The sequence below is a fragment of the Pseudomonas sp. Con_6 genome (genome assembly GCF_059379395.1).
In genome coordinates, this window is the sequence record NZ_CM182011.1 from 4,778,083 (window position 1) to 4,800,194 (window position 22,112).

The following is a 22,112-nucleotide window of genomic DNA, read 5'->3' on the forward strand; positions in this document are numbered from 1 at the left end:
GAACGAACCAGAGTGACTGGAACAGAAATGGTACGAAAACGCGCGAAACAGAGGTTCGCCGAATCCGGGCCGAGCATGCTAGCACACGGATCGGCGCCTGCGAGGGGCTAGAGTACCGACAAATGGAAATATTTGGAAAAAGACCACGCCGGTGAACTCCTGCGGATTTTTTCCGCTCAGAGTTTCTGAAGCGTCCTACTCTTCCATGAGACCGACTACCAAGGAGTGCCTGGTTATGCGACTTCATTCCCTTCTCGCTCTGGCCGCCGCTGGAGCGCTGCTGATGCCTCTGGGCGCCAACGCTGGAAAGTTTCCTCCCGGCAAAGAGGGCACCTATATGGATCAATGCATTCAGGCCGCGACGAGCCAAGGCCTGGACGTCAAGACCGCCAACGGCCATTGCAAATGTGGCAAGGAGGCCATTGAGAAGAATTTTACCGATAAGGAAATTGCAGCCCTGGACAGCACCACTGGCGTTGACGCTGCGCTGATGCAACGCGCCCAGACTGCGGTCAAGACTGCATGCCCGCCCAAAAAATGAAGGTGATCAGGCACACCCTTGCGCCAGATCAGCATTCGCTGAAGCGAAAAGCCACCACGCGCGAATAATTCGACTATGATGTCCGAGTGCATCCTGTTGGCTCTCGGCGACACCGCACTACCGAAAATCAAGTTTTCCTGGAGATACACCCCATGTCCAATCGCCAAACCGGCACCGTCAAATGGTTCAACGATGAGAAAGGCTACGGCTTCATCACTCCTCAAGGTGGCGGCGACGACTTGTTCGTACACTTCAAGGCCATCGAATCGGACGGCTTCAAATCCCTGAAGGAAGGCCAGTCCGTTTCCTTCGTGGCCGAAAAAGGCCAAAAGGGCATGCAGGCTGCACAGGTTCGTCCAGAGTAACTTCTCTGCCGAATAAAAAACCCGTCGCTCGCGACGGGTTTTTTATTTCAGGATGACTCCAGCACCGCATTTCGCTGAACTACGCCACAGCCCGCTACAGCAGGTTTATCAAGGACTTAGGCGAGTTCAACATATGCCGGTGCTTTCTGAAACTTGACCCGGCTTCCCTTCTACTGGCTCCTACAAGGCTCCTGGGAAACGGGTCTTTCCGAGGAGTCATCATGGCTAAGATCAAGCTCACCAAGTCCGCAGTAGATGCGGCACGACCTCAGGCGCAAGCCATCGAGTTGCGCGACACCCTCGTTCCCGGCTTCCTCTGCAAGATTACGCCGGCAGGTCGCAAGGTGTTCATGCTCCAGTACCGAACGAACGCCGGCGAGCGCCGCAAGCCGGCCTTGGGGCTGTTCGGCGAGCTGACCGTCGAACAGGCCCGCTCGCTGGCGCAGGAATGGCTGGCCCAGGTTCGCCGAGGCGGCGATCCGGCAGCGGACAAGGCCGAGGCGCGCCAGGCGCCCAGCGTTGAGGAGTTGTGCAAGAAGTTCATGGAGGACTACTCCAAAAAGCGCAACAAACCCAGCACCCGAGTCGGCTATCAAGGCGTCATCGACCGCTGCATCATCCCGCTGCTGGGCCGCAAGAAAGTTCACGACGTGAAGCGGCCGGACGTTGCCGGGCTGATGGAGAAGCTTTCATACAAGCAGACCGAAGCGAACAAGGCGTTCAGCATCCTTCGTAAGATGTTCAACATGGCGGAGGTGTGGGGCTATCGGCCAGACGGCACCAATCCTTGCCGCCACGTCCCGATGTTTCCTGCCGGCAAGTCCACCCACCTCATCAGCGACGAGGACATGGGCAAGTTGTTCCGGCAGCTCGACATGATCGAAGCCGAAGGGCTTGAAAACTACGTCATCCCGCTGGCGATTCGCCTGCAATTCGAGTTCGCCGCACGCCGCTCCGAAATCGTCACGCTCGAATGGGAATGGGTCGATCTGGAGCATCGGCGCGTCGTCTGGCCAGACAGCAAGACCGGTGGCATGTCAAAGCCCATGAGCGAGGAAGCCTATCGGCTGCTTTCAACGGCACCGAGGCGGGAAGGCAATCCCTATGTGCTGCCGTCGCCACGCCATCCGGGGCAGCACCTAACCACGGGCGAGTATTACGGTGGCTGGTGCCGCGCTCTCAAGGCAGCGGGAGCGACGCACGTAGGGACGCATGGCATCCGCCATCGCTCTGCGACCGACATTGCCAATTCAGGTATCCCGGTCAAGGTCGGTATGGCGCTGACGGCGCACAAGACCGTCGTGATGTTCATGCGCTATGTCCATACCGAGGACGATCCAGTGCGCGAGGCTGCCGAACTGGTGGCGAAACGGCGCAAGACGATCACCTGTGGCAAGCAACCTCTAGTCGAGGCGACAGCATGACCAGCCGCAAGGTATCCGTACCTTCGCCCGCAGCCCCGGTGGTGCTGTTGGGCGACATTCGCGTGCTCATCAATGCGGCGCGGCAGCGCGCCGCATCGGCAGTGAATAGCGAACTGACGATGCTCTATTGGCGCATCGGTCAGCGTATCCACACGCAGGTCTTGGAGGGCCGGCGGGCCGATTACGGTGAGGAGGTTGTGTTGACGTTGGCGGCGCAGTTGGTGAAGGAGTATGGCAGCAGCTTTGCGGTCAAGAACCTGCGCCGCATGATGCAGTTCGCCACCACCTTCCCGGACGAGCAGATTGTCGTATCACTGAAACGACAATTGAGCTGGACGCACTTCATTGCCTTGATCCCACTGAAAGATCCGCTCCAGCGGGACTACTACACGCAGATGGCGAGTGCCGAACACTGGAGCGTGCGCACATTGCGCGAGCGCATCGACTCGATGCTGTACGAGCGCACGGCGCTGTCGCAAAAGCCGGGCGAGACGATCGCGCAGGAACTGGCGACGATGCGCGAGGAGCAGCGAATGTCGCCCGCCCTAGTCATGCGTGACCCGTACATCCTCGACTTCCTGGGCCTGCGGGACACTTGGCAGGAAGGCGACTTGGAGGCAGCGATCATCCGCGAAATGGAGTCGTTCTTGTTGGAGCTTGGCGCGGGTTTCAGCTTCGTAGCCCGCCAGAAGCGCATCCAAATTGACGGCGACGACTTCCACCTCGACCTGCTGTTTTACAACCGCAAGCTGCGGCGGTTGGTGGCGGTAGAGCTGAAGGTCGGCGAGTTCAAGGCGGCCTATAAAGGACAGATGGAGCTTTATCTTCGGTGGCTCGATAAGCACGAACGGGAGCCGGAGGAAGCCTCGCCGTTGGGGATCATCCTTTGCACTGGCAAGAAGCGCGAACAGATCGAATTGCTGGAACTGGACAAATCCGGCATCCACGTCGCCGAGTACCTGACCGCCTTGCCGCCGAGGGGCTTGCTGGTAGAGCGATTGCAACAGGCAACGCAGCGGGCGCAGTCGAAGATCGAGCAGCGCAAAGCGGACAAGGAGTAGTCCTGTCCCAATCAGTCGGGTGTCCCGGCGGCCGCCGTCGCGATATCGTGCTGCGCACTGAGCCTCGCTGCGCGAGTCTCGCCCCATGCGGGCTTCCATCGCTGACGCCTCCGGCCCGGCTCGCCGCCCCGTGCCTGCGCGCTTCGCTTGCCCAAAGGCGGGCTGTGTGTTGGGCGGATGTGGGCGGTCTTGCTGTTCCCTTCACCGTATCACGACGTTCTCGCCGTCAATGACTTCGCGTGCTCGCACGCTTGCGGCCTATCGGCCGTCTTCGATCTGTGACTGCTTGCGCTGCGCCGTGCTGGCCACGGTTCCGGGCAATTCCGCCCGAGCAACCGGAGCACGATCATGTCGCAACTGTCCTTTTCCTCGTTCGATTCCTCGCTGCTGGCGCACGACGCGCACGGGCGCTATCTGCCGGCATTAGCCGATGACGCTCTGGAAGCTGCGCGCCAGGTCATCGACCAGAAGATGCAGCGCGGGGCCGAGTTCACATCGCTGGCGGCGGTCAAGGCGTACATGCACGCCAAGCCGGCCGGCTTCGAGAGGAGGTATTCGCGGTGCTGTTCATGGACACGCGCCATCGGCTGATCGAATACCGGGAGATGTTCCACGGCACCATCGACGGTGCTTCGGTGTATTCGCGCGAAGTGGTCAAGGAGGCGCTGCGGCTCAATGCGGCGGCGGTCATCATTTCGCACAACCATCCGAGCGGGAACCCCGAGCCGAGCGCGGCTGACCGGGCGATGACTCAGCGGCTCAGGGAGGCGCTGGGGCTTGTGGTCGTGCGCGTGGTTGATCACATCATCGTTGCCGGCAACGAACCGGCATCGTTCGCCGAGCGTGGGCTGATCTAGCCTAAGGGGCTTCGACTCCGTTTTGCTTCGACAAATGGAGGTGAAGGAAGGGGCCCCACTGAGTGTGTGGATGCACAAGCCACCGAAGTGACTTGTGCACCGCTCAAGCACCGTCCCATATTTCCTGTCATTGCTGACCATACGCACGAGTCGATACTGAATGGCCCTCTTGCGAGCACCGGCTTCAGCCACTGGCGAACCAGCAGAAGATGAGGGGACACCCTTCCTTCGCAGGCGATTGTAACCTAATACGCCTGCTTCAGCTCCTTCTTCTCTAAAGAGTTGAGGAGATCAATATCCTTCCAATCCACCTGCGCATGGCTTGTATTAATGCTCGTTAAAAAATTCTGCAAATCCACTCTGCTGGGCTGTGCAAATTGAAGCATTCTAAAGAGATTTTTTATCCAAGCGATCTTTTGCTTATCGGGTACATAGGGACACGAAAGTAGGTCGAGTAAGAGATGAGCCTTTTCACTATTCATCAAGACATCAGAGAGATCAGATAATTTCCCTACCGCCGCACCCAAAAGCCTAGCCCTCAACTCTTGATACACTACAGCATCTCGCACATAGAACAGAGAGGCAACAATGGTGAAGTAGGTTAACTTTCCCGCACTGACAAAGAGCTCATCAATAATCTCTGGCGGCAACAAATGATTATCACCCAGCTCGCGCGTTGCTAATGCGATATTGAAAGACTCAAGGTGAACAAATCCATCAATATCGCCGGCGTGTTTCATGCCACACTGGTCATGCAGCAATGAACAGGTCAGATCAAAAATCTTTTGATGTACGCTTGGATATCCAGCAGGCAAATGCTTCTTGCTGAATCGTGCGGCCAAAATTAAGGATGTACTAAGTTTGTACGACGCACCAACAGAGGGTGCGACACTGTAAAGAAAGAACAATACGTCGAGCAACACAATAAATGCATCAACATATTCGCTATCTCGTATGATGCTCGAAGAGTCCTCGTGATTAACCAGTCTCTTGACTCGCTCAGTAATCACTGAAATTAAGAAGGACGCAATCTCATCATAGGTCGATTCGTTTGAATGACATAAAGCCTTCACTGAGTCAATGTAGCTCTTGGTTAATTTCCATTTGCTATGAATACATTTGGGGCTGAGCACGCCCGTTCCAGTTTGCTCAAGGAATTTGTCAAAAAATGAATTGGCTTGTTGTCCCGCCTCATAGACAAGTCTTGCCTTGGATGAGGAAAATGGCCTTCCTATGCATGTGGACTTCGCTGTGTTTGTGTGAAGATTGAAGTCAATTAGAACGTCTGCATACTTGTCATGAACTCTATTGGCAATATAGTCATTTCGAGCAAATATAAAAACATCATCTACGTAACGTCGAAACTCGTAGTCTTGATGATATTTCAAGTCTGCTAATTCTTGTATTACCCGTCGATCAATTTCTTGAAATATTATTTCGGCAAATATCCGGCTTACCTCCGGGCCTATCGGGATCCCGTTAGTCTCATTATGATTGCCGTGGCGGATGACGGAATCAAACTCCTGAGCGAAGGTCGAGGAGACAGCAACATGCGATTTTGTAAAGGGCTTATCCTTAACTGCCCAGGAAAGACAGTGTGTATAGATGCTGTCAAAGCATTTCGTAACATCAAGCGTCTTTAGAAAAGAGAACCTTTTTTCCAGTGCAAGATAATCCCTTGAATTGAAAAATTTATACAGGCGATCATATCCTCTATACGAAAAAAAAGAGGGTGCATGCTTGACATACCTGTCGAGCCCATCGAGAGCAATGGATCCGGTCTTATACTTGTTAATGTTCTCCCAAGAGCTTTTTGAATAAAAGCTACTTGCGACTGTTTTGGGTGCGCGGATAGATGCTGGGCTTATCGAGCAATAATGAATTATTAGCTGTTCATATTTTTCATAGAAAACCCTTGTTTTCCATTGAGAGGCCGGGTGCAATAGAGCAAGACGTCGAAAACTTTTTGAATCTTTCTTGATTTTGTAGGTATATGGTATGGTCGAGTTCGGTGGCTTGCTTATTCCGATATGCAAGACCAGAGATTTGATTACGGTACTTTGCACATGACCAGCACTATCTAGGGCAGCAATCTGATCATATAGCCCATCATTCGAGAAGATAATTGGGGTTTCGAACGGAGTGGTCTCTGTAATGAGAACTCTATTGTAGTCGCTGCGGCGAATCCGGTTTTTCTTCATTTTATCGCCCTAGTAAATCCAGCAACTCTGGATCTCAGATATTCGTTTTGCAGAGAAGTGGATAAAGCTACGGTTGCCGTGCCCTCTCACAAAGCTGTACGCGAGTAATTGGCGCTTCTGATGGGCAGAAATTATTGTGTTTGTTACCGAAAAAACCCGGCCTTTTTTCGATAGCACAGCATTTCTAAGAAATCTATCCAACTCCTTTAGGCCGGTAGCGCCTTCTGAAAGTAATGGGTAGCTATGATATATACCGGCGACTTTCTTACCGCCTGCTTTCGGGTTATACACACTGAAGTTTTGCGTCAAGAATGCGATGCGATCACGGAGTAATCCCCAGTCATTCGACTTGGTGTAGCTCAGGAATGATCGAGCAATTCTTGTTTTCATTCGCTTGATTTTTTTTCTTGCAATATCCACCTGGACTTTCCGGTATAACTCTCCGTCCTTGGTTTGTCTTGCCTCCAGCTTTGTAGGGTTTTTGACTAAAAATTGATAGCCAAGATAGTCAAACTGAAGCAGGTTTGGTGCAACTGTAGAGCCTTCTTTTGCCACCCTACTGTTCGCTGCGACAATGTTTTTCTTGTCAGGGTTTAATTCAAGTCCAGGAGGAAGGACAGAGCATAATTCACGGAGAAAATCTTTTTCATCTTCTCTTGCCGACGAGATAATAATGATGTCATCGACATACCGAGAATAGTAAAATATATCGCTCCCCCAACGCATCTTCTGATCGAAGTCCTGCATTAGAATTTCTGATAGCGTAGCACTAATGGACAGCCCCCTTGGTACGCCGCTACCTCCAATTGCAGCATGGGCATCAAGCAGTGCCTCGATTAACTTCCTGCTATGCGGACTCAAGTTTTTGATGCTGGAAACGATATCAAAAATATGATTTCTCTGGAAAGACTCGAAAAATGATCGAATATCCAAACGATAAATTCGATAAGGCACTCCTTCTTCTAGTAGGAGCTTGAGATTTTTTACGATCTGAGATCGCCCATCTGCCGACAGTGAAGTGCACCTTTTTAAGTTTAGTCGAAGTTTTCGCTCCACCAGCTCGTCTTGATGTCTAGCCAAACGGTAAACAGTTTTTCCCTTAAGAGGGAATCCTACTAGGGGTATGGATGGAGGGTCGAAATGGGAAATGGCTGATGCAAGAGCTTGACTGAGGAGTTGCTCTCGCAGGGCCGCTTGACCAGCAGCAGGGACTCTGAGGAAATCTCTCTTCCATAGCACGCGCTCAAGAGTCTTTGCACAAAAAGACTGATCGAATGAAGATGCCTGCGACATTAGTTCCCTCTCTTGCCTTAAATTGCCCACTCAGAGAATTTAGAAAACTTCGTGTGCATGCGTCCCATAAGCTGGCATCACTTCTTCGTGAAATCCAAATAGCACATACACGTAGATAATAATCGAAACATCTGCTTGCGTCTCCGCTTCGCGGACCACGCTGCTTCAGGTTCGCTATTCGCTCATCCCTGACGGGACTGGCATTCGCCAGCCTTCCACATCCCTGACGCCTACGGCCCGGCTTCCAGCTTCGGGCCTGCGCGCTTCGCTTGCGTGCGGTCGGCACATCGCGGCGGCTGTTGCCATGTCCAGCCGTCTCTCCTGACTTCATCACCTTGCTCGCGACTGTAGCCCGTGGCCGCGTGCCATCAAGGCGCGCCAGGCCGTGTCCTCGGCTGCGCCTGCGGGCCGCACCTACCTGACGCTTCTCTCCTTGACGGCCCACGTCCGTGGGCTCCTGGCCGTCGCGGGCGATGAACTCAGGAAAGACGGTGGCAACAGGGCCAACCGGGTTCTTCGTGCCAACCGCACCGAATAGCCGAAAGGCTGGGCTCCGAATCTAGGAATCCGGTGTGCGGTTTGAACAGCAAACCCTTTTCGTCAGGAGAAAGACCATGCTTGCATCCCGCTTCGCTTCCCGTTCTCCGGTACTTCGCAGCGATTCCCCGCTGTCCGATGACCAGATTCACCGCGTGGCCCCGTCCATCTTTGCGGAAGCACCCCACGAGAGCCGCTCCCAGCGTTACGCCTATATCCCCACTGCCACGGTGCTGACAGAACTGCGCAAGGAAGGGTTTCAGCCCTTCATGGTGACGCAGACCCGCACCCGCCACGAAGACCGGCGCGACTACACCAAGCACATGATCCGGCTGCGCCATGCCAGTCAGATCAACGCCCGAGGCGAAGCCAACGAAATCATCCTGCTGAACTCACACGACGGCACCAGTAGCTACCAGATGCTGGCCGGGATGTTCCGTTTCGTGTGCAGCAACGGCCTTGTTTGCGGCGACACCGTGGCCGATGTGCGCGTGCCGCATAAGGGCGACGTGGCCGGGCAAGTGATCGAAGGTGCCTATCAGGTGCTGCACGGCTTCGACCGTGCGCTGGAATCCCGCGAATCCATGCAGGCCATCACGCTGGACGAAGCCGAGGCCGAAGTGTTCGCCCGCGCCGCGCTGTCGCTCAAGTACGACGACCCGGATAAGCCCGCCCCCATCACCGAATCGCAAATCCTGATGCCGCGCAGGTTCGACGACCGCCGCCCGGACTTGTGGAGCGTGTTCAACCGCACCCAAGAGAACCTAACCAAAGGCGGATTGCATGGGCGCAGCGCCAACGGACGCCGCCAGCAGACCCGCCCGGTGCAGGGCATTGATTCCGATATTCGCCTAAATCGTGCCCTGTGGCTGCTGGCCGACGGCCTGCGCCAATTGAAAGCCTGATTCCCCTGCGCGGCAGGGGCAGGCAGCAACCCTTGCCGCGTCATTCGCTGCTGCATTCCATCATCGCAAGGAGTTTTCACCATGAACGCCATCAACCACACCGAAGCCCAAGCCATCCACGCTGAAGCCTGCGCCGCGCCTGCCGTGCTGCTGGAAGCCGCCGACCCGAGCAAGAACCTGATTCTTGTGCCGCTGTCACGGCTGGTGTCGCGCCCCACGGGTCGCAACGTGCGCAAGACCCCACGCATGTCGATTCCTGAACTCGCCGCCAGCATCCAGCGTGTCGGTCTGTTGCAAAACCTGATCGTCACCGCGACCGCTGACGGCGAGCATTACGAAGTCGTGGCCGGTGGCCGTCGCTTTGCCGCCCTCAAGTTGCTGGCGAAGAAGCGCCGCATCGACAAGGAATGGGAGGTACCTTGCCTGATGGTGGCCGATGGCACCGCCCGCACCGCCAGCCTGACCGAGAACGTGCAGCGCGAAGCCATGCATCCCGCTGACCAGTTCGAGGCATTTACCGCGCTGGTGGCCGAGGGCCGCCCCATCGAGGACATTGCCGCAGATTTCAGCGTCACGCCGCTGGTGGTGCAGCGTCGTCTGAAACTCGCCAACGTGTCGCCCCGCCTGCTGGCCGACTATCGGGCCGAGGCCGTGAGCCTTGACCAGTTGATGGCCCTTGCCATCACCGACGACCACGCCGCGCAGGAAGCCGCGTTCTACGATGCGCCGACATGGCAGCGCAGCTCGCATAACCTGCGCGACCGCCTGACCGAGCGCGAGATTGATGCCCACCGGCATCCGCTGGTGCGCTTCGTTGGGCTGGATGCTTACGAGGCCGCAGGCGGTGGCGCCCGCCGCGATCTGTTCGCTGAGGCCGATAGCGGCGTGTATCTGACCGATGCCACGCTGCTGGAACGATTGGCGCAGGACAAGTTGGCCAGCCTTGCCGCCGAGGTGAAGGCCGAAGGCTGGGCATGGGTGGATGCCACCCCCGGCACGACCCATGCCGACCTGCAAGCCTTCCAGCGCGCCCCGAGGCAGCGCCGTAAACCGAAGAACCGCGAAGCCCAACGCATCGAGAAGCTGCAAACCAAGATGCAAGCGCTGGCCGAGGCCGTGGATGCCGCCCTGGACGCCAACGATGAAGGAAAGGCCGACGCCTTGCAGAAGGAAGGCGAACACCTGGGCGAACAGTTGCAGGCGCTGGAAGATGGCTTGCAGGACTACGGGGAAGCCGTCAAAGCTGCCGCCGGTGCCATCGTTACCATCGACCGCAATGGCGAGGCCGTTATTCATCGTGGCCTGCTGCGCGAAGCCGAGGCCAAGGCACTGCGCACGCTTGAACGGCTGCGGCAAGGTTTCGGCAGCGAGGTCGACGCCGGGAACGATGACACCGGCGAGGAGGCCGACGACGCCCCGAAGCCCGCCGCCATGTCCGACCGGCTGGCGCAACGCTTGAGTGTCCACCGTACCGCCGCGCTGCAAATCGAAGTGGCCCGGCATCCGCAGGTGGCGCTGGCCGCACTGGTGCATGGCATGGTGCAGACCATCTTGCATGGCAGCCACTACGGCCACGATCTGCCGCTGGATGTGAAACTGACCCAGCAAGATCGGCTGGAAAGCATGGCCCCGGACTGGCCGGAATCGCCCGCCGCCGTGGCGTTGGGCGAGTTGCAGCAGATGGCAGGCGAATCCTTACCGCAGGACAGCTCCGCACTGTTCGCCACATTGTTGGCGAAGTCGCAGGATGAACTGGTGCGGCTGCTGGCAATGTGCGTGGCGTCTACGGTGGATGTGGTGACGCCCCGCACCACGCAGCACCAGCCCGGTGCCGAACTGGCGCAGGCCGTGGGGCTGGATATGGCGGTGTGGTGGCAGCCGACCGCAGACAGCTATTTCCAGCATGTCCCGAAGGCCGCGATTCTGGAAGCCGTGCGCGCGTTCGCACCGGAGCACGTCACCCGGCTGGCGAAACTCAAGAAGACCGACATTGCCAGCGAAGCCGAACGGCTGGCCGATGGTACCGGCTGGATGCCTGCGGTATTGATAGCCGAAGCCCCACTGGACGTGGCAAAGGAAACGGAAGCCAACACTCCGGACACCGCCGCCGTGACCGATGAACCGGCCGAGACACTGGCCGCGTGACCCTGCGCCAATAAGCGCCCCGGCTCCGACCGGGGCGCTTCGCTGTTCTATCATCATCAGCACCAAGCCGTACCGCCTTGGTGCTGATGGTCAAAAATCCGGGCGCGGCGGTGGCCGCGCCCGGTTGCAATGCCACAACGCCGCCTTCGCGGTCGGCGGAGTGGGCACACGCGCACGGCATAAAGGACTCCCAACTCAAGCATTTCGGTCGTAAGATTTTGCATCTTTCCTGGAATGCTATGGCGTATGAGATATTCAAAACCGTTTCCCCTATACAACTTCGATCATGGTTTCGACAAGCCCGCAACCATTCGATTAAACCCATTTGAGATAAAAATATCGCAGGCGAATATCAATGCAGTCACCAAGTTGTCGCGGCGGGCCATCACTAACTTTACGTGGAGCCCACAAGGCAAGCCCGTTGTTTCAAAAACTCCAGCGAAAGTTGGAAGGGTATTAAAAACGGCAACTGTTCGTCGCATCTACTCGAAGTCCGAGAATATTGACGCTCCGGGCAATCCTCTTGTTGCCGACGAGCTTAGCGATCTTTGTCTTTTATTGTCGTTTCTAACGGGGCGTCGAGTCTTTCAGAAAGCGGAGATAAGTGGTCTTGAAGGAGGGCACTATGGTGAAGCTGTTGTCGGCAGGAACTACTTTCTCACCATTGGCCCCAATTGGCCTGATGTGAGTTCACTCCATCGAGAAGGCATGTTTTCCGTGTTATGGGCGATGGTTAATTCCAATTCAACAAACGACATGATTGGAAAAATATGCTATGCCAGTGCTTCGCTGGATACTATCTCTACGAAATGGTTTAAGAGCGAGGGGCAGGCCTACAGAGAGGATGAGCAAGTTGCGATACGTGAAACCCGGAAGAAAATCGAAGCCGTTATTCGTGATGGCCTTAAAGATTCTTCTATTGCAAATGATGTTTTGCCGCGGATATCAGGAGTTTTTGCTCCATCAGCATTGATGAAGCTTCGCTCTTTCCTAATTTCTCAAGGCTTGCTTTCGCAAGAGCCGGACAAAGGAGAAATGGATAGGCTGAAGCTATTGAACTCCATAAGAAATCGCGTCGTTCACTCTGCTGACATTCCTTCCGAACTACATGAAAACTTCAATCGCCGAGGCGAAATTGCGGCAAGCGTGCTCGCAATCACATACGATGTGTGCGCTATATACATATCCAAAGTCGCTGGGATAAACGACTTTCAGATAGAAAGGTCACAGAAGGATGTTGTGAAATTTTTTAAATCAGGGATCTTTAGAGGTCACAAGGTTTTTGATGAGAACTATGAGGAATTCTCAGCCAGGCTAGAAGAGGATTGGCTTAACAGCTAAGTTTAATCTAGTACTTACCTAATTTTCCAACTGCTAATGCGTGTCGGCGTGTCGCCGCCGGGCTTTCGGGCTACGCCCCATGCCGCCAATGGCGTCATGTCCATCCGGCTTCAATCCCTCACGCCTTCGCACCTACGGCGCTGCGCGCTCCGCTTGCTTCCGCAGGAGCAGCTGCGTTATGGCGCTGCCCTTTTAATTGTTGATTCGATGTATGGCCTGAGATTCTGCATGAATAGGCGAATCCATTCGTCTTTCAAATCAGGGGGCACTTCTTCCGCCGACGGGGCCAAACCTAGTGCTTTCAACGCACCCTCATTGGCCCTCGATATCGCCAGCTTTCTGACTCGATCATTGTTAAGAGCCTGAACAACATTGCCAGTATTCTGAAAAGCCTCAAGGTACATCTTTGGTGGCTCGCTCGCTATTTTTGGCAAGTCACTCAAGCGACCCACAACGCTGAAATCAACAGACAAATCCAACGTTTTCCCCTCGACGGGATCAATGGCATAAGTCTTTTGAAAATCCGGGCCGTTGTATTCATCAGCGATAAGGATGAGGAGCCTTGCAAAATTGAATAGCTCTACATATCCGAGGATTCGGCCCTCTTGCTGCTGACCAACCACTGAGACACAGTGGAAAAGGTGATTCTGCGGTCGGTTCTCGACCAGATCGGCATCAAAGAAGAAGTAAAAGGGGCTTGGGGCATCCAGGCTCGGATCTAATAGGTAAGCCAGTGCCCGAGCGCAGTTGCTCGTTTCAATATGGTCAACCTCTGACAAGAGGGCCAGGCACGACTTGACCATAGACCTTCCGGCTGCTGGGCCACCGTAGCAGAATTTCATGCAGAGCGGTTCGTCCAAGTAGCTATCTACTTGTTCAGAGCGGGTAGTGGCGTTTATGAAATCGAATTCCGGGTGATCGACAGCAATCTTTTTGAGTAAATTCTTTATAGTTCTTGGATCATTTGCGCGAATGGAAACTTCTATCTTGCTGCCTGACTCTTCGGCAGATATATCGTGCCCATCAGGCACCAATACAGAGTCAGCCCTAAGCCTTAGCTTTTCTCCCGATGCTGTTTCCACTTTGAAGTCTGGATGTGTGCCGCCTCGCCCGCGTTTGACTCCGGCTGCACTCGAGAACCACAGAAACTGCCTTGCGAGTTCAGCCTCCCATGCGTCGCCCCGTGAGCTATTGCAAATCCTACAGATGAAGTCGTGAACTTCCTTGCGCCCACCTATTGCACTAGGAATGATGTGCTCACCCGTTCGGTGTTTTCCCTCCAATGGATTGGGGCAAAGCCAACATTTTTTCATGAACACTCCCGATCAAAAAGCAGCGCTTCGGCGACTACGCCCTGACAACTCCCAGTAACTCTTCTGTCGTACTCATCAGCACGGCCGAGCTGCATTCAAGCGCACCGGCGATCTTGAAGATGAGCGACAGAGTGGGCTGGTGCTCGCCACGCTCGACCTTACCCATATGCGAGCGCTCAATGCCGGCCAGGTTGGCCAGCGTTTCCTGGGCGATGCCGCGTTCCATGCGCAGCGCACGCACCGCCGCGCCGAAGGCCTGGGCCAGCTCGGCGTCGAAGGTAGTGGAGCCGGCCGGTCGGCCGCGCTGGACGGTTCGCTTCTGCATATGAAGAAGCGTCGACTCGCAGCACAATTAAAACCACGTTATATTTAACTCATTTATCCAATTTCATCTGTTTTTGTGCTTTTACTGAAAGCCGCATCGGCGGCTTTCAGTAAAAGCGGAGAGCCTGATCCGTGTCCTTCCTCACTTCCGTACATATGCCTTCGTGCTTCTACGCTTCTGCGGATACATGGGCTTGCTCATTTGTGCTTCTAAGGGAAGGCGTGAAAGCGCCTCTGCTGCTCTGCAAGTCCGTGGACGTACAGTCATGACCTCGCATCACCGCCGACGAGCGCACGCGCCTGCTGTCCAACGGCCAGGCCCGCGCTGCCGGGCAGGACACCGATCCGCTGCCCGTGGTGCGCCTGTTCACCCCGGATGCGCATGCCACTTGGCTGCTGGCTTCGCTTGACCCAGCCGATGGCGATACTGCCCACGGCCTGATCGACTTAGGGATTGGCATGCCTGCACTGGGAACGGTGAAGCTGTCCGACCTGGCCGCCATTGTCGGGCCGCGCCAGCAGCCCGTGATGCGGGATCGCTACTTCAAGCCGGTGCGGCGGCTGTCGGAATACTTGCGACTGGCCGAAGACAACGGCGCGATCACCGATTGAGCGCCACCGCCAAGCGAGTCGCTCTAAGTCTATTTCGGTCTGATCTGTGACCCGTTCGGTCTGAATCGGCAGTGTTGCACCGAAGCGGTGCGTGCCAGATCCAAACGGTCATGATGCCTGGCGCGGGCTGCGGCAAGCTGACCGACGCGGCATGCCATTGGAGTGCGTTGCCGCCGTCGCAATCGGACGATTTCAGCAACGCATCGGAGCTTATCGGTCTTGACACTGCCAGTTTACGCTTCACCCATGACGTTTTGACGATGGCCTCGTAGCACGCCGTTTCGCCGTGGCGACGCATCCCCAGCACAGGGAGGTTGTCGCATGGCTGATCGCAGTGCCGAGCCGTGGTATGCCACGGCGGCCTATCTCTACGTTCTGCACCTGGATGGCCCGGCGCTAGCCTGGGAGTACCTGCGTCGCCATCCCGACTACCGGCGCGACTGGTTGCGCCGTCGTCGCCAACCGGATGCTGCCGAAAGTTGGGGGCTGCGCCTGCTGGAAGATCCCGCCCTGGATGCGCGGGACGCGCACCCGGCCTGGTTCCCCGATCACGATGCAGTGGTGCAGCTCTACCCGGATGCCGATCCGCCGCCTGATGCCCTGCGCTTTGAGTTCTGGAAGCTGCCGGGCCACAAACACCTGACCCATGACGGCAAGCGCTTGGTGTTGGTGGCGCGCTGGCCCGGCTGCTGCCTGCGCTTCGTGCTCGCGCCAGGCTTGGCCGATGGCATGGCTTACGCCTATGCCATCCGGGCCTGCGCCGGGCCTTTCGAACGCTATGCAACCTTGGCGAGCGAATTGAACAAGATCGCTGTAGCCGCCGGTGCCGCACCTGCGACGTTCGTCAGGCCACGTCCGCCGCTGTCCGCATTGCAGGAACTGCACACGCTTCAGGCGCTGGACGCGACCCTGGCGGGTGCGTCCTTGCGGGAGGTGGCCGAAGGGTTGTTTGGTGTGGATGTCGTTGCCGCCGACTGGCACGCCGACAGCGCTTTGCGCGCCCGCGTGCGGCGACTGGTACGCAGAGGCGATGGACTGATGCGCGGCGGTTATCGCCGTCTGGCACATCTTCCGGCTGTCACTTCGCATGAGGGGGGACGTTTCGCATCGGCAACAGAACGTCCCTGAGCAAGAGCCCCAAGTTTCTTGAGACTGCCTCCATCCGGCTGCGCTGTGTGGCCGGGCTTGATGGAGGTACATCCCATGCGACCCGCTCCCTTGCGGCCTGCCGCTGCTCCCGTTGCCACAGCCGCACAACCCCAGCGCTATCTCACCAACGATGAGGCTGCTGACTATCTGCGCCTGTCACCGCGCACGCTGGAGAAACAGCGCGTCATCGGTGGTGGCCCGAAGTTTCGCAAGTTCGGTCGCCGAGTCATGTACGCCGTGGTCGACCTCGATGCCTGGGCGGAAACGCGCAGCTTCGAGAGCACTTCCGATCCTGAATATGCCGAGCACCACTCGGCTGACAGCCGTGCGCGCTGATCGGCGCATCGCCGGTGGCCATCGCCATGTCCCGCCCATCAGGGCACGCCTTGCAGCAGCGCGAACAGCTCGACCTGTTCCGCGCTCTGCCGGGCGAGGACATGGCACCGCGCGATGCCCAGGACTTGATGGCCTATCCGTTTTTCTCGCTGGCGAAGTCGCGGCGCACCGCGCCGATCGACTTTCGCAGCGGCAACATCACCATCCGCGTGGAAGGCACGCAAGAGCATGGCATCGCCACCATCTGGGACGCCGACATCCTGATCTGGGCCGCCAGCCAGATCGTCGAAGCCAAGGACGCGGGCATCCAGCCGTCCCGGCGGATGCAGGCCACGCCCTACGAGATCCTGCGCTTCATCGGGCGCGGCAAGTCGCTGCGCGACTACCAGCGCCTCAAGGCCGCGCTCGACCGACTGCAATCGACCACGGTGGCCACGTCCATCCGCGAAACGACGGGAAGGCGCTTGCACCGCTTTTCGTGGATCAACGAATGGAAGGAACTGGCCGATGCCAACGGCACGCCGCTGGGCATCGAGCTGATCCTGCCGGACTGGTTCTATGCGGGCGTGCTGGACGCCGCCCTGGTGCTGACCATCGACCCGACGTACTTCCGACTTACGGGCGGCATCGAGCGCTGGCTGTACCGCCTGGTGCGCAAACATGGCGGCAGGCAGGAATACGGCTGGCAGTTCGACTTCCGGCATCTGCACCGCAAGTCGGGCAGCAGCACGCGGTTTTCGGATTTCGCCTACGACCTGCGGGCGCTGGTCGCCCGGCAATCGCTGCCGGGATACGAGCTGGGCATCGTGCGGATTCCCGAGGACGACATGGAATTGCTGACATTCCGGCCCGTGCCGCAGACGGCACGGGGATAACAGCGGGACAAGCTGTGGATGGGGTCGTGCTATCAGGAGTAATAGATGTCGTGCTATCAGGAGTACGCCTATCGTGCTATCAGGAGTACGAAAACGCCGGAAAGCTAGTATCGGCGCGGGTTTGCGATCCCTCTAACATTACTAACTTAAATTCTCTAACTATTGGTAGAGAAACAGCATTGCGGTGGACAACTACCGCAGGCCGAAAAGCCAGCCAGGAAAAGCCGCAAAAATCACCCCGTTCGGCACGGCAAAGACAGTCCGGTCTTCCAAGCTGGAGGGCCGCGCCATGATCGTCGCCTTGCTCAACCAGAAAGGCGGCGTCGGCAAGACCACGCTCGCCACGCACATCGCTGGCGAACTGGCACTGCGCGGCCAGCACGTCATCCTGCTGGATGCCGACCCGCAGGGTTCCTCACTGGACTGGACACAGCGCAGAAGCCAGCAGGGCTTGCCCCGGCTGTTCAGCGCCGTGGGCCTGGCGCGCGAAACACTGCACCAGGAAGCCCCAGAACTCGCCAGGCGAGCCGATCACGTCATCATCGACGGGCCACCCAGGATCGCCGCTTTGGCGCGCTCCGCGCTGCTGGCGGCCGAACGGGTGCTGATCCCGGTACAACCCAGCCCCTACGACCTGTGGGCCAGCGCCGAGATGGTGGCGCTGATCCGTGAGGCCCAGGTGTTCCGGCCTGCGCTACGCGCGGCCTTCGTCATCAACCGGCGCGTCAGCACCACGGTGATCGGGCGCGAAGCGCGGCAAGCCTTGGCCGAACAGCCGTTGCCAGCGCTGCGCAGCGAGGTGCGTCAGCGCATCGTCTTTGCCGACAGCGTGGCTGCGGGTCGATTGGCGCGGGAGACAGCCCCCGATAGCGCAGCGGCGCAGGAAATCACCGCGCTGGTCGATGAGCTGCTGCGGTGGCCGTCATGAGCGACAACAGCAACCCACCCAACGGCAAACGCCCAGCCAAGCGGGTCGGCATCGGCGCGCGTCCGCCCGCCAATCCGCACGCCGAGGCGTGGATTCGCCAAGGCGACTCCGATGTGCTCAACAAAGGCGACCTCTACACCGCTCGCCTGACCCTCGACATCACGCCTGCCTTGCGGGCGCGCATCAAGGTGTCGGCCTTCACGCGAGGCGTGACCGTGGCCGAACTGCTGCGCGGCCTGCTGGAGCGGGAGTTCCCCCCGGAGACCACGGCATGAACGCATCCGCTTCGACCGCCCACACCCCCAACGCAAGCGCGCCCATGGCAGCGCCGCGGCCTGCGCTTTCGACACTCGCCGGCCAGGCCGGCAACGTGCCGCTGACGCGCGTGGCGCTAGCCTACATAGAACCGCGCTTCAAGCTCTACCTGCGCTTCGGCGAACCGGCGCGCACGCTCCAGCTCGACCGCTGGCGGCGCTGCGCCGTGTTCCTGCCGAACGCGGTTCTGTGCCGCATCCGTTGGCAGGCCAACGACTACGGCACGATCCGTTGGCAGCTCATGGTTATGCAGTCCGCCACGCCGCTGGACGCCGTGCAGCGCATCCCCGGCGTGCAGCCGGGCGCGCGTCTGCTGCTGCACGCCGAAGGCGATGCCAACGTGCGGGCCGTTCTGGAACGCATCGACGGCATCGAGGCGCTGGGCATCGCAGCCGCAGACACATCGCCCGCGTACTGGCGCACGCTCGCCAACCGGCTCGCCGCGCGCTCGCTGCTACCTACATACACCGCAGAACGGCACGCCGCCTGGCTGGCCGGGAGGGCATTGCCATGACCACGATTTCCACAACCGGCCCCGTGTCGCATCCTCGATCTCGCCTGCGCGCTCGCCTCGTGCTGGCAGGCTTCGCCACCGTTGGCCTCGCTGGGCTGGCCTGGGCGGCCTACGTGCCGCCGCTGCCGCGTCTGACCTACAACCCGTCTGACAGCGTGGCAGTCGGCTGGTATCGCATCCAAACGCTCGCCCCGCGTACTACCTCGCTGCCACATCTGTTGTCCGTGAACAGCACCGTGCTGGTGCCGCTGCCCGACAGGGCCGCCATGCTGGCTGCGCAGCGCGGCTACCTGCCGACCCGCGTTCCGCTGCTCAAACGTGTGGGTGCAGTCGCGCCACAACACGTTTGCATCGTCGCCGGCGAGGTTCGCATCGACGGCGTGCCGGTGGCCGCCGCGCTACGAGCAGACCGGCTGGGCCGGCCGCTGCCATCCTTGCAGCTTTGCCGCCGTCTCGAACCGGGCGAGTTGTTCCTGTTGAGCGTGACCAACCCGGCGTCGTTCGACAGCCGCTATTTCGGCCCGGTCAGCGAATCCGCCGTGATCGGCATCGCGCATCCCGTTTGGCTGGAGACACGCCCATGATGGCCGCCGATTCGCTGCACGTTGCCGTGCATCTCATCGTGCCATCTGGCATGTCGTTCCGGCTGCTGTTGCCGTGTTGTCGCGCGTGCAGTGCGAGCGCGTGCGAGTCGCACTTCGCGCCGTCTCCAGCGCAGCCGTCCAGTGTGCAGGCGCCTTGCCTCGAACGTTCCTGGCCTGCGGCCATCGGTTCGTTTGCCGGCCGGCTGGTTGCAAGCAGCACAGCGCCGCCGGGCCGCCGACGCTCGGAGCGACAACGAGGGAAAAAGGCGGAAGGCAAGACAAAAGGACGCGGCACCGGGCCGTGTCGAAAGCCTGTCTGCACATGGGGGGAACGCGGCACGGAGCGGCTTCGCCACCGTGCCGCTTTCAGCGCGAGGGTCGCGCCAATGCAGGCATGTCCGCGTGCTTCGCACGACCGGACACGCCCGAGGTTGCATGGAGCGCAGCCATGACCGACCGCCGCGACGACGATTTCCGAGTGCGTCCCAGCGCCCCGAAGAACCGGGGCAAGGGACAGGGCCAGAGCTTCGTTTCCAAGGTGCTCAAGCAGGCTGGCAAGGCCAGCGGCGGCAAATCCTCAATACGCCATTCTGCAGCCGGTAGCAGCGGTGCACGCGCCGGCCAGCGGCCCGGCTCGCGCTTGGGGCGCGGCCATACGGCGGCGCGCTTCGCAGGCGCGAATCTCACCCCCATGTCGCGGCGCGTGACCATCAAGACGCTGCTGGTCAATCAGCGCAACGCCAGCCCGCAATCGCTCGCCAAGCACCTGCGCTACATCGTGCGTGATGGTGCGGGCCGCGATGGCGAACCGGGCCGTGCCTACGGGCCACAGACCGACGAAGCCGACCTTGAGGCTTTCAAAGAACGGGCCGCCGACGACCGGCACCATTTCCGGTTCATTGTTTCGCCCGAGGACGGTGCGGAGTTGGACGACCTGCGCACCTACACACGGCATCTGGCAAATCGCATGGAAGCCGACCTGGGAACGCGGCTGGATTGGGTGGCGGTCGATCACTGGAACACCGACAACCCGCACACGCACCTGATCGTGCGCGGGCGCGACGACGCCGGCAAAGACCTCATCATTGCGGGCGACTACATCGCGCACGGCTTTCGCCATCGCGCGGCAGAGCTGGCAACCGAATGGCTGGGGCCGCGCACCGAACTGGAGATTCAGCAGACCTTAGGGCGCGAGGTGGAACAGGAGCGGTGGACGAGCCTCGACCGCACGCTGCAACGCGAGGCCGGCGACGATGGCCGGGTGCGGATCGACAGGTTCAACGAGCCGACCTTGCAACGCCAGCGCCTGCTGCTGATCGGTCGCCTGCAACGCTTGCAGCGTCTGGGCCTGGCGGACGAGGTGCAGCCCGGCACCTGGGCCGTCCATGAAGATGCAGAGAAGACCTTGCGCGCCATGGGTGAACGTGGCGACATCATCCGCACCATGCAGAGGGCCATGAGCGGCCATCCGCGTGAGCTGGCGGTGTTCGAGCCAGGCGACGACGGCCGCACAGTCATCGGCCGCGTGGCCGCTAAGGGGCTCGCCGACGAACTGCATGATCGTAGCTATCTAGTCATCGACGGCACCGACGGCAAGGCCCACTACGTCGCGTTGAATGCCCGCGATGAACTGTCGAACTATCCCACCGGCGCCGTGGTGGAGGTGCGCGGTTCCACCGGGGTGCGCGCCGCCGACAAGAACGTCGCCACACTGGCAAGCGATGGCCTGTACCGCACCGATCACCACCTTGCCATTGAGCAGGGCCGGGCCAAGCCCGGTCGCGATCCGCAGGAAGTTGTCGCGTCGCATGTCCGCCGCTTGGAAGCCCTGCGCCGGGCCGGCATCGTGGAGCGCGTGGTCGAAGGGCTATGGAAGGTGCCGGACAATCTAGTCGAGCGTGGCCGCCAGTACGACGCGCAGCGCCTGGGCGGCGTCGCCGTGGAACTGAAATCGCATCTACCCATCGAGCGGCAGACCCGCGTTATCGGGGCCACCTGGCTCGACCAGCAACTGATCGGTGGCGGCCGTGGGCTGGGCGACCTCGGCTTTGGCAGCGACGCCAAGCAGGCTATGCAGCAGCGCGCCGACTTCCTCGAAGAACAGGGACTGGCCCAACGGCGCGGCCAGCGCGTTATTTTCGCCCGGAACCTGCTGGAGACGATGCGCGATCGGGAGGTGGCGCAGGCAGCCGGGGAGATTGCGACCGAAACAGGCCTAGAGCACCGCCCAACGGTAGACGGACAGCGCATGGCTGGCATCTACCGACGCTCGGTCACGCTCGCCAGCGGGCGCTACGCGTTGCTTGACGACGGCAAAGGTTTCAGCCTAGTGCCGTGGCGGTCAATAATAGAAAAGAGACTCGGGCAGCACCTTGCAGCCACAGTGCGGGGCATGGATGTTTCCTGGCAGGTACGTAGGCAACAAGGACTGGGGATTTGACATGCTTTGCCCATCTCAAATTCGCGGCCCGTAAACCCGCCCACTTTAAAGA

20 protein-coding genes and 1 pseudogene are annotated in these 22,112 nt (G+C 59.0%); 17 read left to right on the forward strand and 4 right to left on the reverse strand.

Going from position 1 to position 22,112, the window contains the following annotated elements; translation table 11 throughout:
* Positions 1-235 precede the first annotated feature (235 nt).
* The 5 genes and pseudogenes from AC5QPF_RS21215 to AC5QPF_RS21235 all read left to right on the forward strand — a co-directional run bounded on the left by AC5QPF_RS21215 (position 236) and on the right by AC5QPF_RS21235 (position 4,248).
* Complete coding sequence (locus tag AC5QPF_RS21215; RefSeq protein ID WP_494959748.1) at positions 236-541, forward strand: hypothetical protein; 306 nt, start codon at positions 236-238, stop codon at positions 539-541.
* Between the two features lie 152 nt (positions 542-693).
* A complete protein-coding gene (locus AC5QPF_RS21220) occupies positions 694-906 on the forward strand; it encodes a cold-shock protein (protein ID WP_316918960.1) in 213 nt (70 codons plus the stop codon).
* A 221-nt stretch (positions 907-1,127) separates the two neighbouring features.
* On the forward strand, positions 1,128-2,330 hold the full coding sequence (locus AC5QPF_RS21225; RefSeq protein ID WP_494959749.1) for a tyrosine-type recombinase/integrase: 1,203 nt from the start codon (positions 1,128-1,130) through the stop codon (positions 2,328-2,330).
* Complete coding sequence (locus AC5QPF_RS21230) at positions 2,327-3,391, forward strand: PDDEXK nuclease domain-containing protein (protein ID WP_494959750.1); 1,065 nt, start codon at positions 2,327-2,329, stop codon at positions 3,389-3,391. Before AC5QPF_RS21225 ends, AC5QPF_RS21230 begins: the two co-directional genes overlap by 4 nt.
* 348 nt (positions 3,392-3,739) lie before the next feature.
* A pseudogene (locus tag AC5QPF_RS21235) lies at positions 3,740-4,248 on the forward strand (JAB domain-containing protein).
* 245 nt (positions 4,249-4,493) lie between these two features.
* Here the strand turns inward: AC5QPF_RS21235 and drt3b are convergent.
* Both drt3b and drt3a read right to left on the reverse strand, forming a co-directional pair.
* On the reverse strand, positions 4,494-6,449 hold the full coding sequence (drt3b, locus tag AC5QPF_RS21240) for an antiviral reverse transcriptase Drt3b (RefSeq protein WP_494959751.1): 1,956 nt from the start codon (positions 6,447-6,449) through the stop codon (positions 4,494-4,496).
* Between the two features lie 9 nt (positions 6,450-6,458).
* Entirely contained in the window at positions 6,459-7,742 is a 1,284-nt protein-coding gene (drt3a, locus tag AC5QPF_RS21245; protein ID WP_494959752.1) for an antiviral reverse transcriptase Drt3a, read from the reverse strand.
* A 614-nt stretch (positions 7,743-8,356) separates the two neighbouring features.
* On the opposite strand from drt3a, the gene AC5QPF_RS21250 reads away from it, so the two are divergent.
* The 3 genes from AC5QPF_RS21250 (at position 8,357) to AC5QPF_RS21260 (ending at position 12,670) form a co-directional block, all read left to right on the forward strand.
* Entirely contained in the window at positions 8,357-9,184 is an 828-nt protein-coding gene (locus AC5QPF_RS21250) for a DUF932 domain-containing protein (protein WP_494959753.1), read from the forward strand.
* An 81-nt stretch (positions 9,185-9,265) separates the two neighbouring features.
* Positions 9,266-11,329 carry a ParB N-terminal domain-containing protein gene (locus tag AC5QPF_RS21255; protein WP_494959754.1) on the forward strand — a complete coding sequence of 688 codons (2,064 nt, stop codon included), beginning with the start codon at positions 9,266-9,268 and terminating at the stop codon, positions 11,327-11,329.
* Between the two features lie 246 nt (positions 11,330-11,575).
* Positions 11,576-12,670: a hypothetical protein gene (locus AC5QPF_RS21260; RefSeq protein WP_494959755.1), complete on the forward strand. Its 1,095-nt coding sequence runs from the start codon at positions 11,576-11,578 to the stop codon at positions 12,668-12,670.
* 176 nt (positions 12,671-12,846) lie between these two features.
* Here AC5QPF_RS21260 and AC5QPF_RS21265 read toward each other — a convergent pair whose 3' ends face one another.
* Both AC5QPF_RS21265 and AC5QPF_RS21270 read right to left on the reverse strand, forming a co-directional pair.
* Entirely contained in the window at positions 12,847-13,983 is a 1,137-nt protein-coding gene (locus tag AC5QPF_RS21265) for an HNH endonuclease (protein ID WP_494959756.1), read from the reverse strand.
* 34 nt (positions 13,984-14,017) lie between these two features.
* Positions 14,018-14,308, reverse strand: coding sequence for a helix-turn-helix domain-containing protein (locus AC5QPF_RS21270; protein ID WP_494959757.1), 291 nt, complete (start codon positions 14,306-14,308; stop codon positions 14,018-14,020).
* Positions 14,309-14,583: 275 nt separating this feature from the next.
* Between AC5QPF_RS21270 and AC5QPF_RS21275 the strand changes: the two genes are divergently transcribed.
* From AC5QPF_RS21275 to AC5QPF_RS21315, 9 genes are all read left to right on the forward strand, one after another.
* Positions 14,584-14,919 carry a DUF2958 domain-containing protein gene (locus AC5QPF_RS21275; RefSeq protein WP_494964224.1) on the forward strand — a complete coding sequence of 112 codons (336 nt, stop codon included), beginning with the start codon at positions 14,584-14,586 and terminating at the stop codon, positions 14,917-14,919.
* A gap of 321 nt (positions 14,920-15,240) precedes the next feature.
* Positions 15,241-16,047 carry a DUF2285 domain-containing protein gene (locus AC5QPF_RS21280; RefSeq protein ID WP_122372061.1) on the forward strand — a complete coding sequence of 269 codons (807 nt, stop codon included), beginning with the start codon at positions 15,241-15,243 and terminating at the stop codon, positions 16,045-16,047.
* A 90-nt stretch (positions 16,048-16,137) separates the two neighbouring features.
* Positions 16,138-16,404: a helix-turn-helix domain-containing protein gene (locus AC5QPF_RS21285; RefSeq protein ID WP_494964225.1), complete on the forward strand. Its 267-nt coding sequence runs from the start codon at positions 16,138-16,140 to the stop codon at positions 16,402-16,404.
* Positions 16,405-16,430: 26 nt separating this feature from the next.
* Entirely contained in the window at positions 16,431-17,279 is an 849-nt protein-coding gene (locus tag AC5QPF_RS21290) for a replication initiator protein A (protein WP_221033453.1), read from the forward strand.
* Between the two features lie 289 nt (positions 17,280-17,568).
* On the forward strand, positions 17,569-18,207 hold the full coding sequence (parA, locus tag AC5QPF_RS21295; RefSeq protein WP_122372065.1) for a ParA family partition ATPase: 639 nt from the start codon (positions 17,569-17,571) through the stop codon (positions 18,205-18,207).
* A complete protein-coding gene (locus AC5QPF_RS21300; RefSeq protein WP_494959758.1) occupies positions 18,204-18,482 on the forward strand; it encodes a chromosome partitioning protein ParB in 279 nt (92 codons plus the stop codon). The genes parA and AC5QPF_RS21300 overlap by 4 nt, the downstream gene beginning before the upstream one ends.
* 44 nt (positions 18,483-18,526) lie before the next feature.
* On the forward strand, positions 18,527-19,036 hold the full coding sequence (locus AC5QPF_RS21305; protein WP_494964226.1) for a DUF2840 domain-containing protein: 510 nt from the start codon (positions 18,527-18,529) through the stop codon (positions 19,034-19,036).
* Complete coding sequence (locus AC5QPF_RS21310; RefSeq protein ID WP_494959759.1) at positions 19,033-19,620, forward strand: S26 family signal peptidase; 588 nt, start codon at positions 19,033-19,035, stop codon at positions 19,618-19,620. The genes AC5QPF_RS21305 and AC5QPF_RS21310 overlap by 4 nt, the downstream gene beginning before the upstream one ends.
* Before the next feature lie 448 nt (positions 19,621-20,068).
* A complete protein-coding gene (locus tag AC5QPF_RS21315) occupies positions 20,069-22,060 on the forward strand; it encodes a DUF3363 domain-containing protein (RefSeq protein ID WP_494959760.1) in 1,992 nt (663 codons plus the stop codon).
* Positions 22,061-22,112 lie beyond the last annotated feature (52 nt).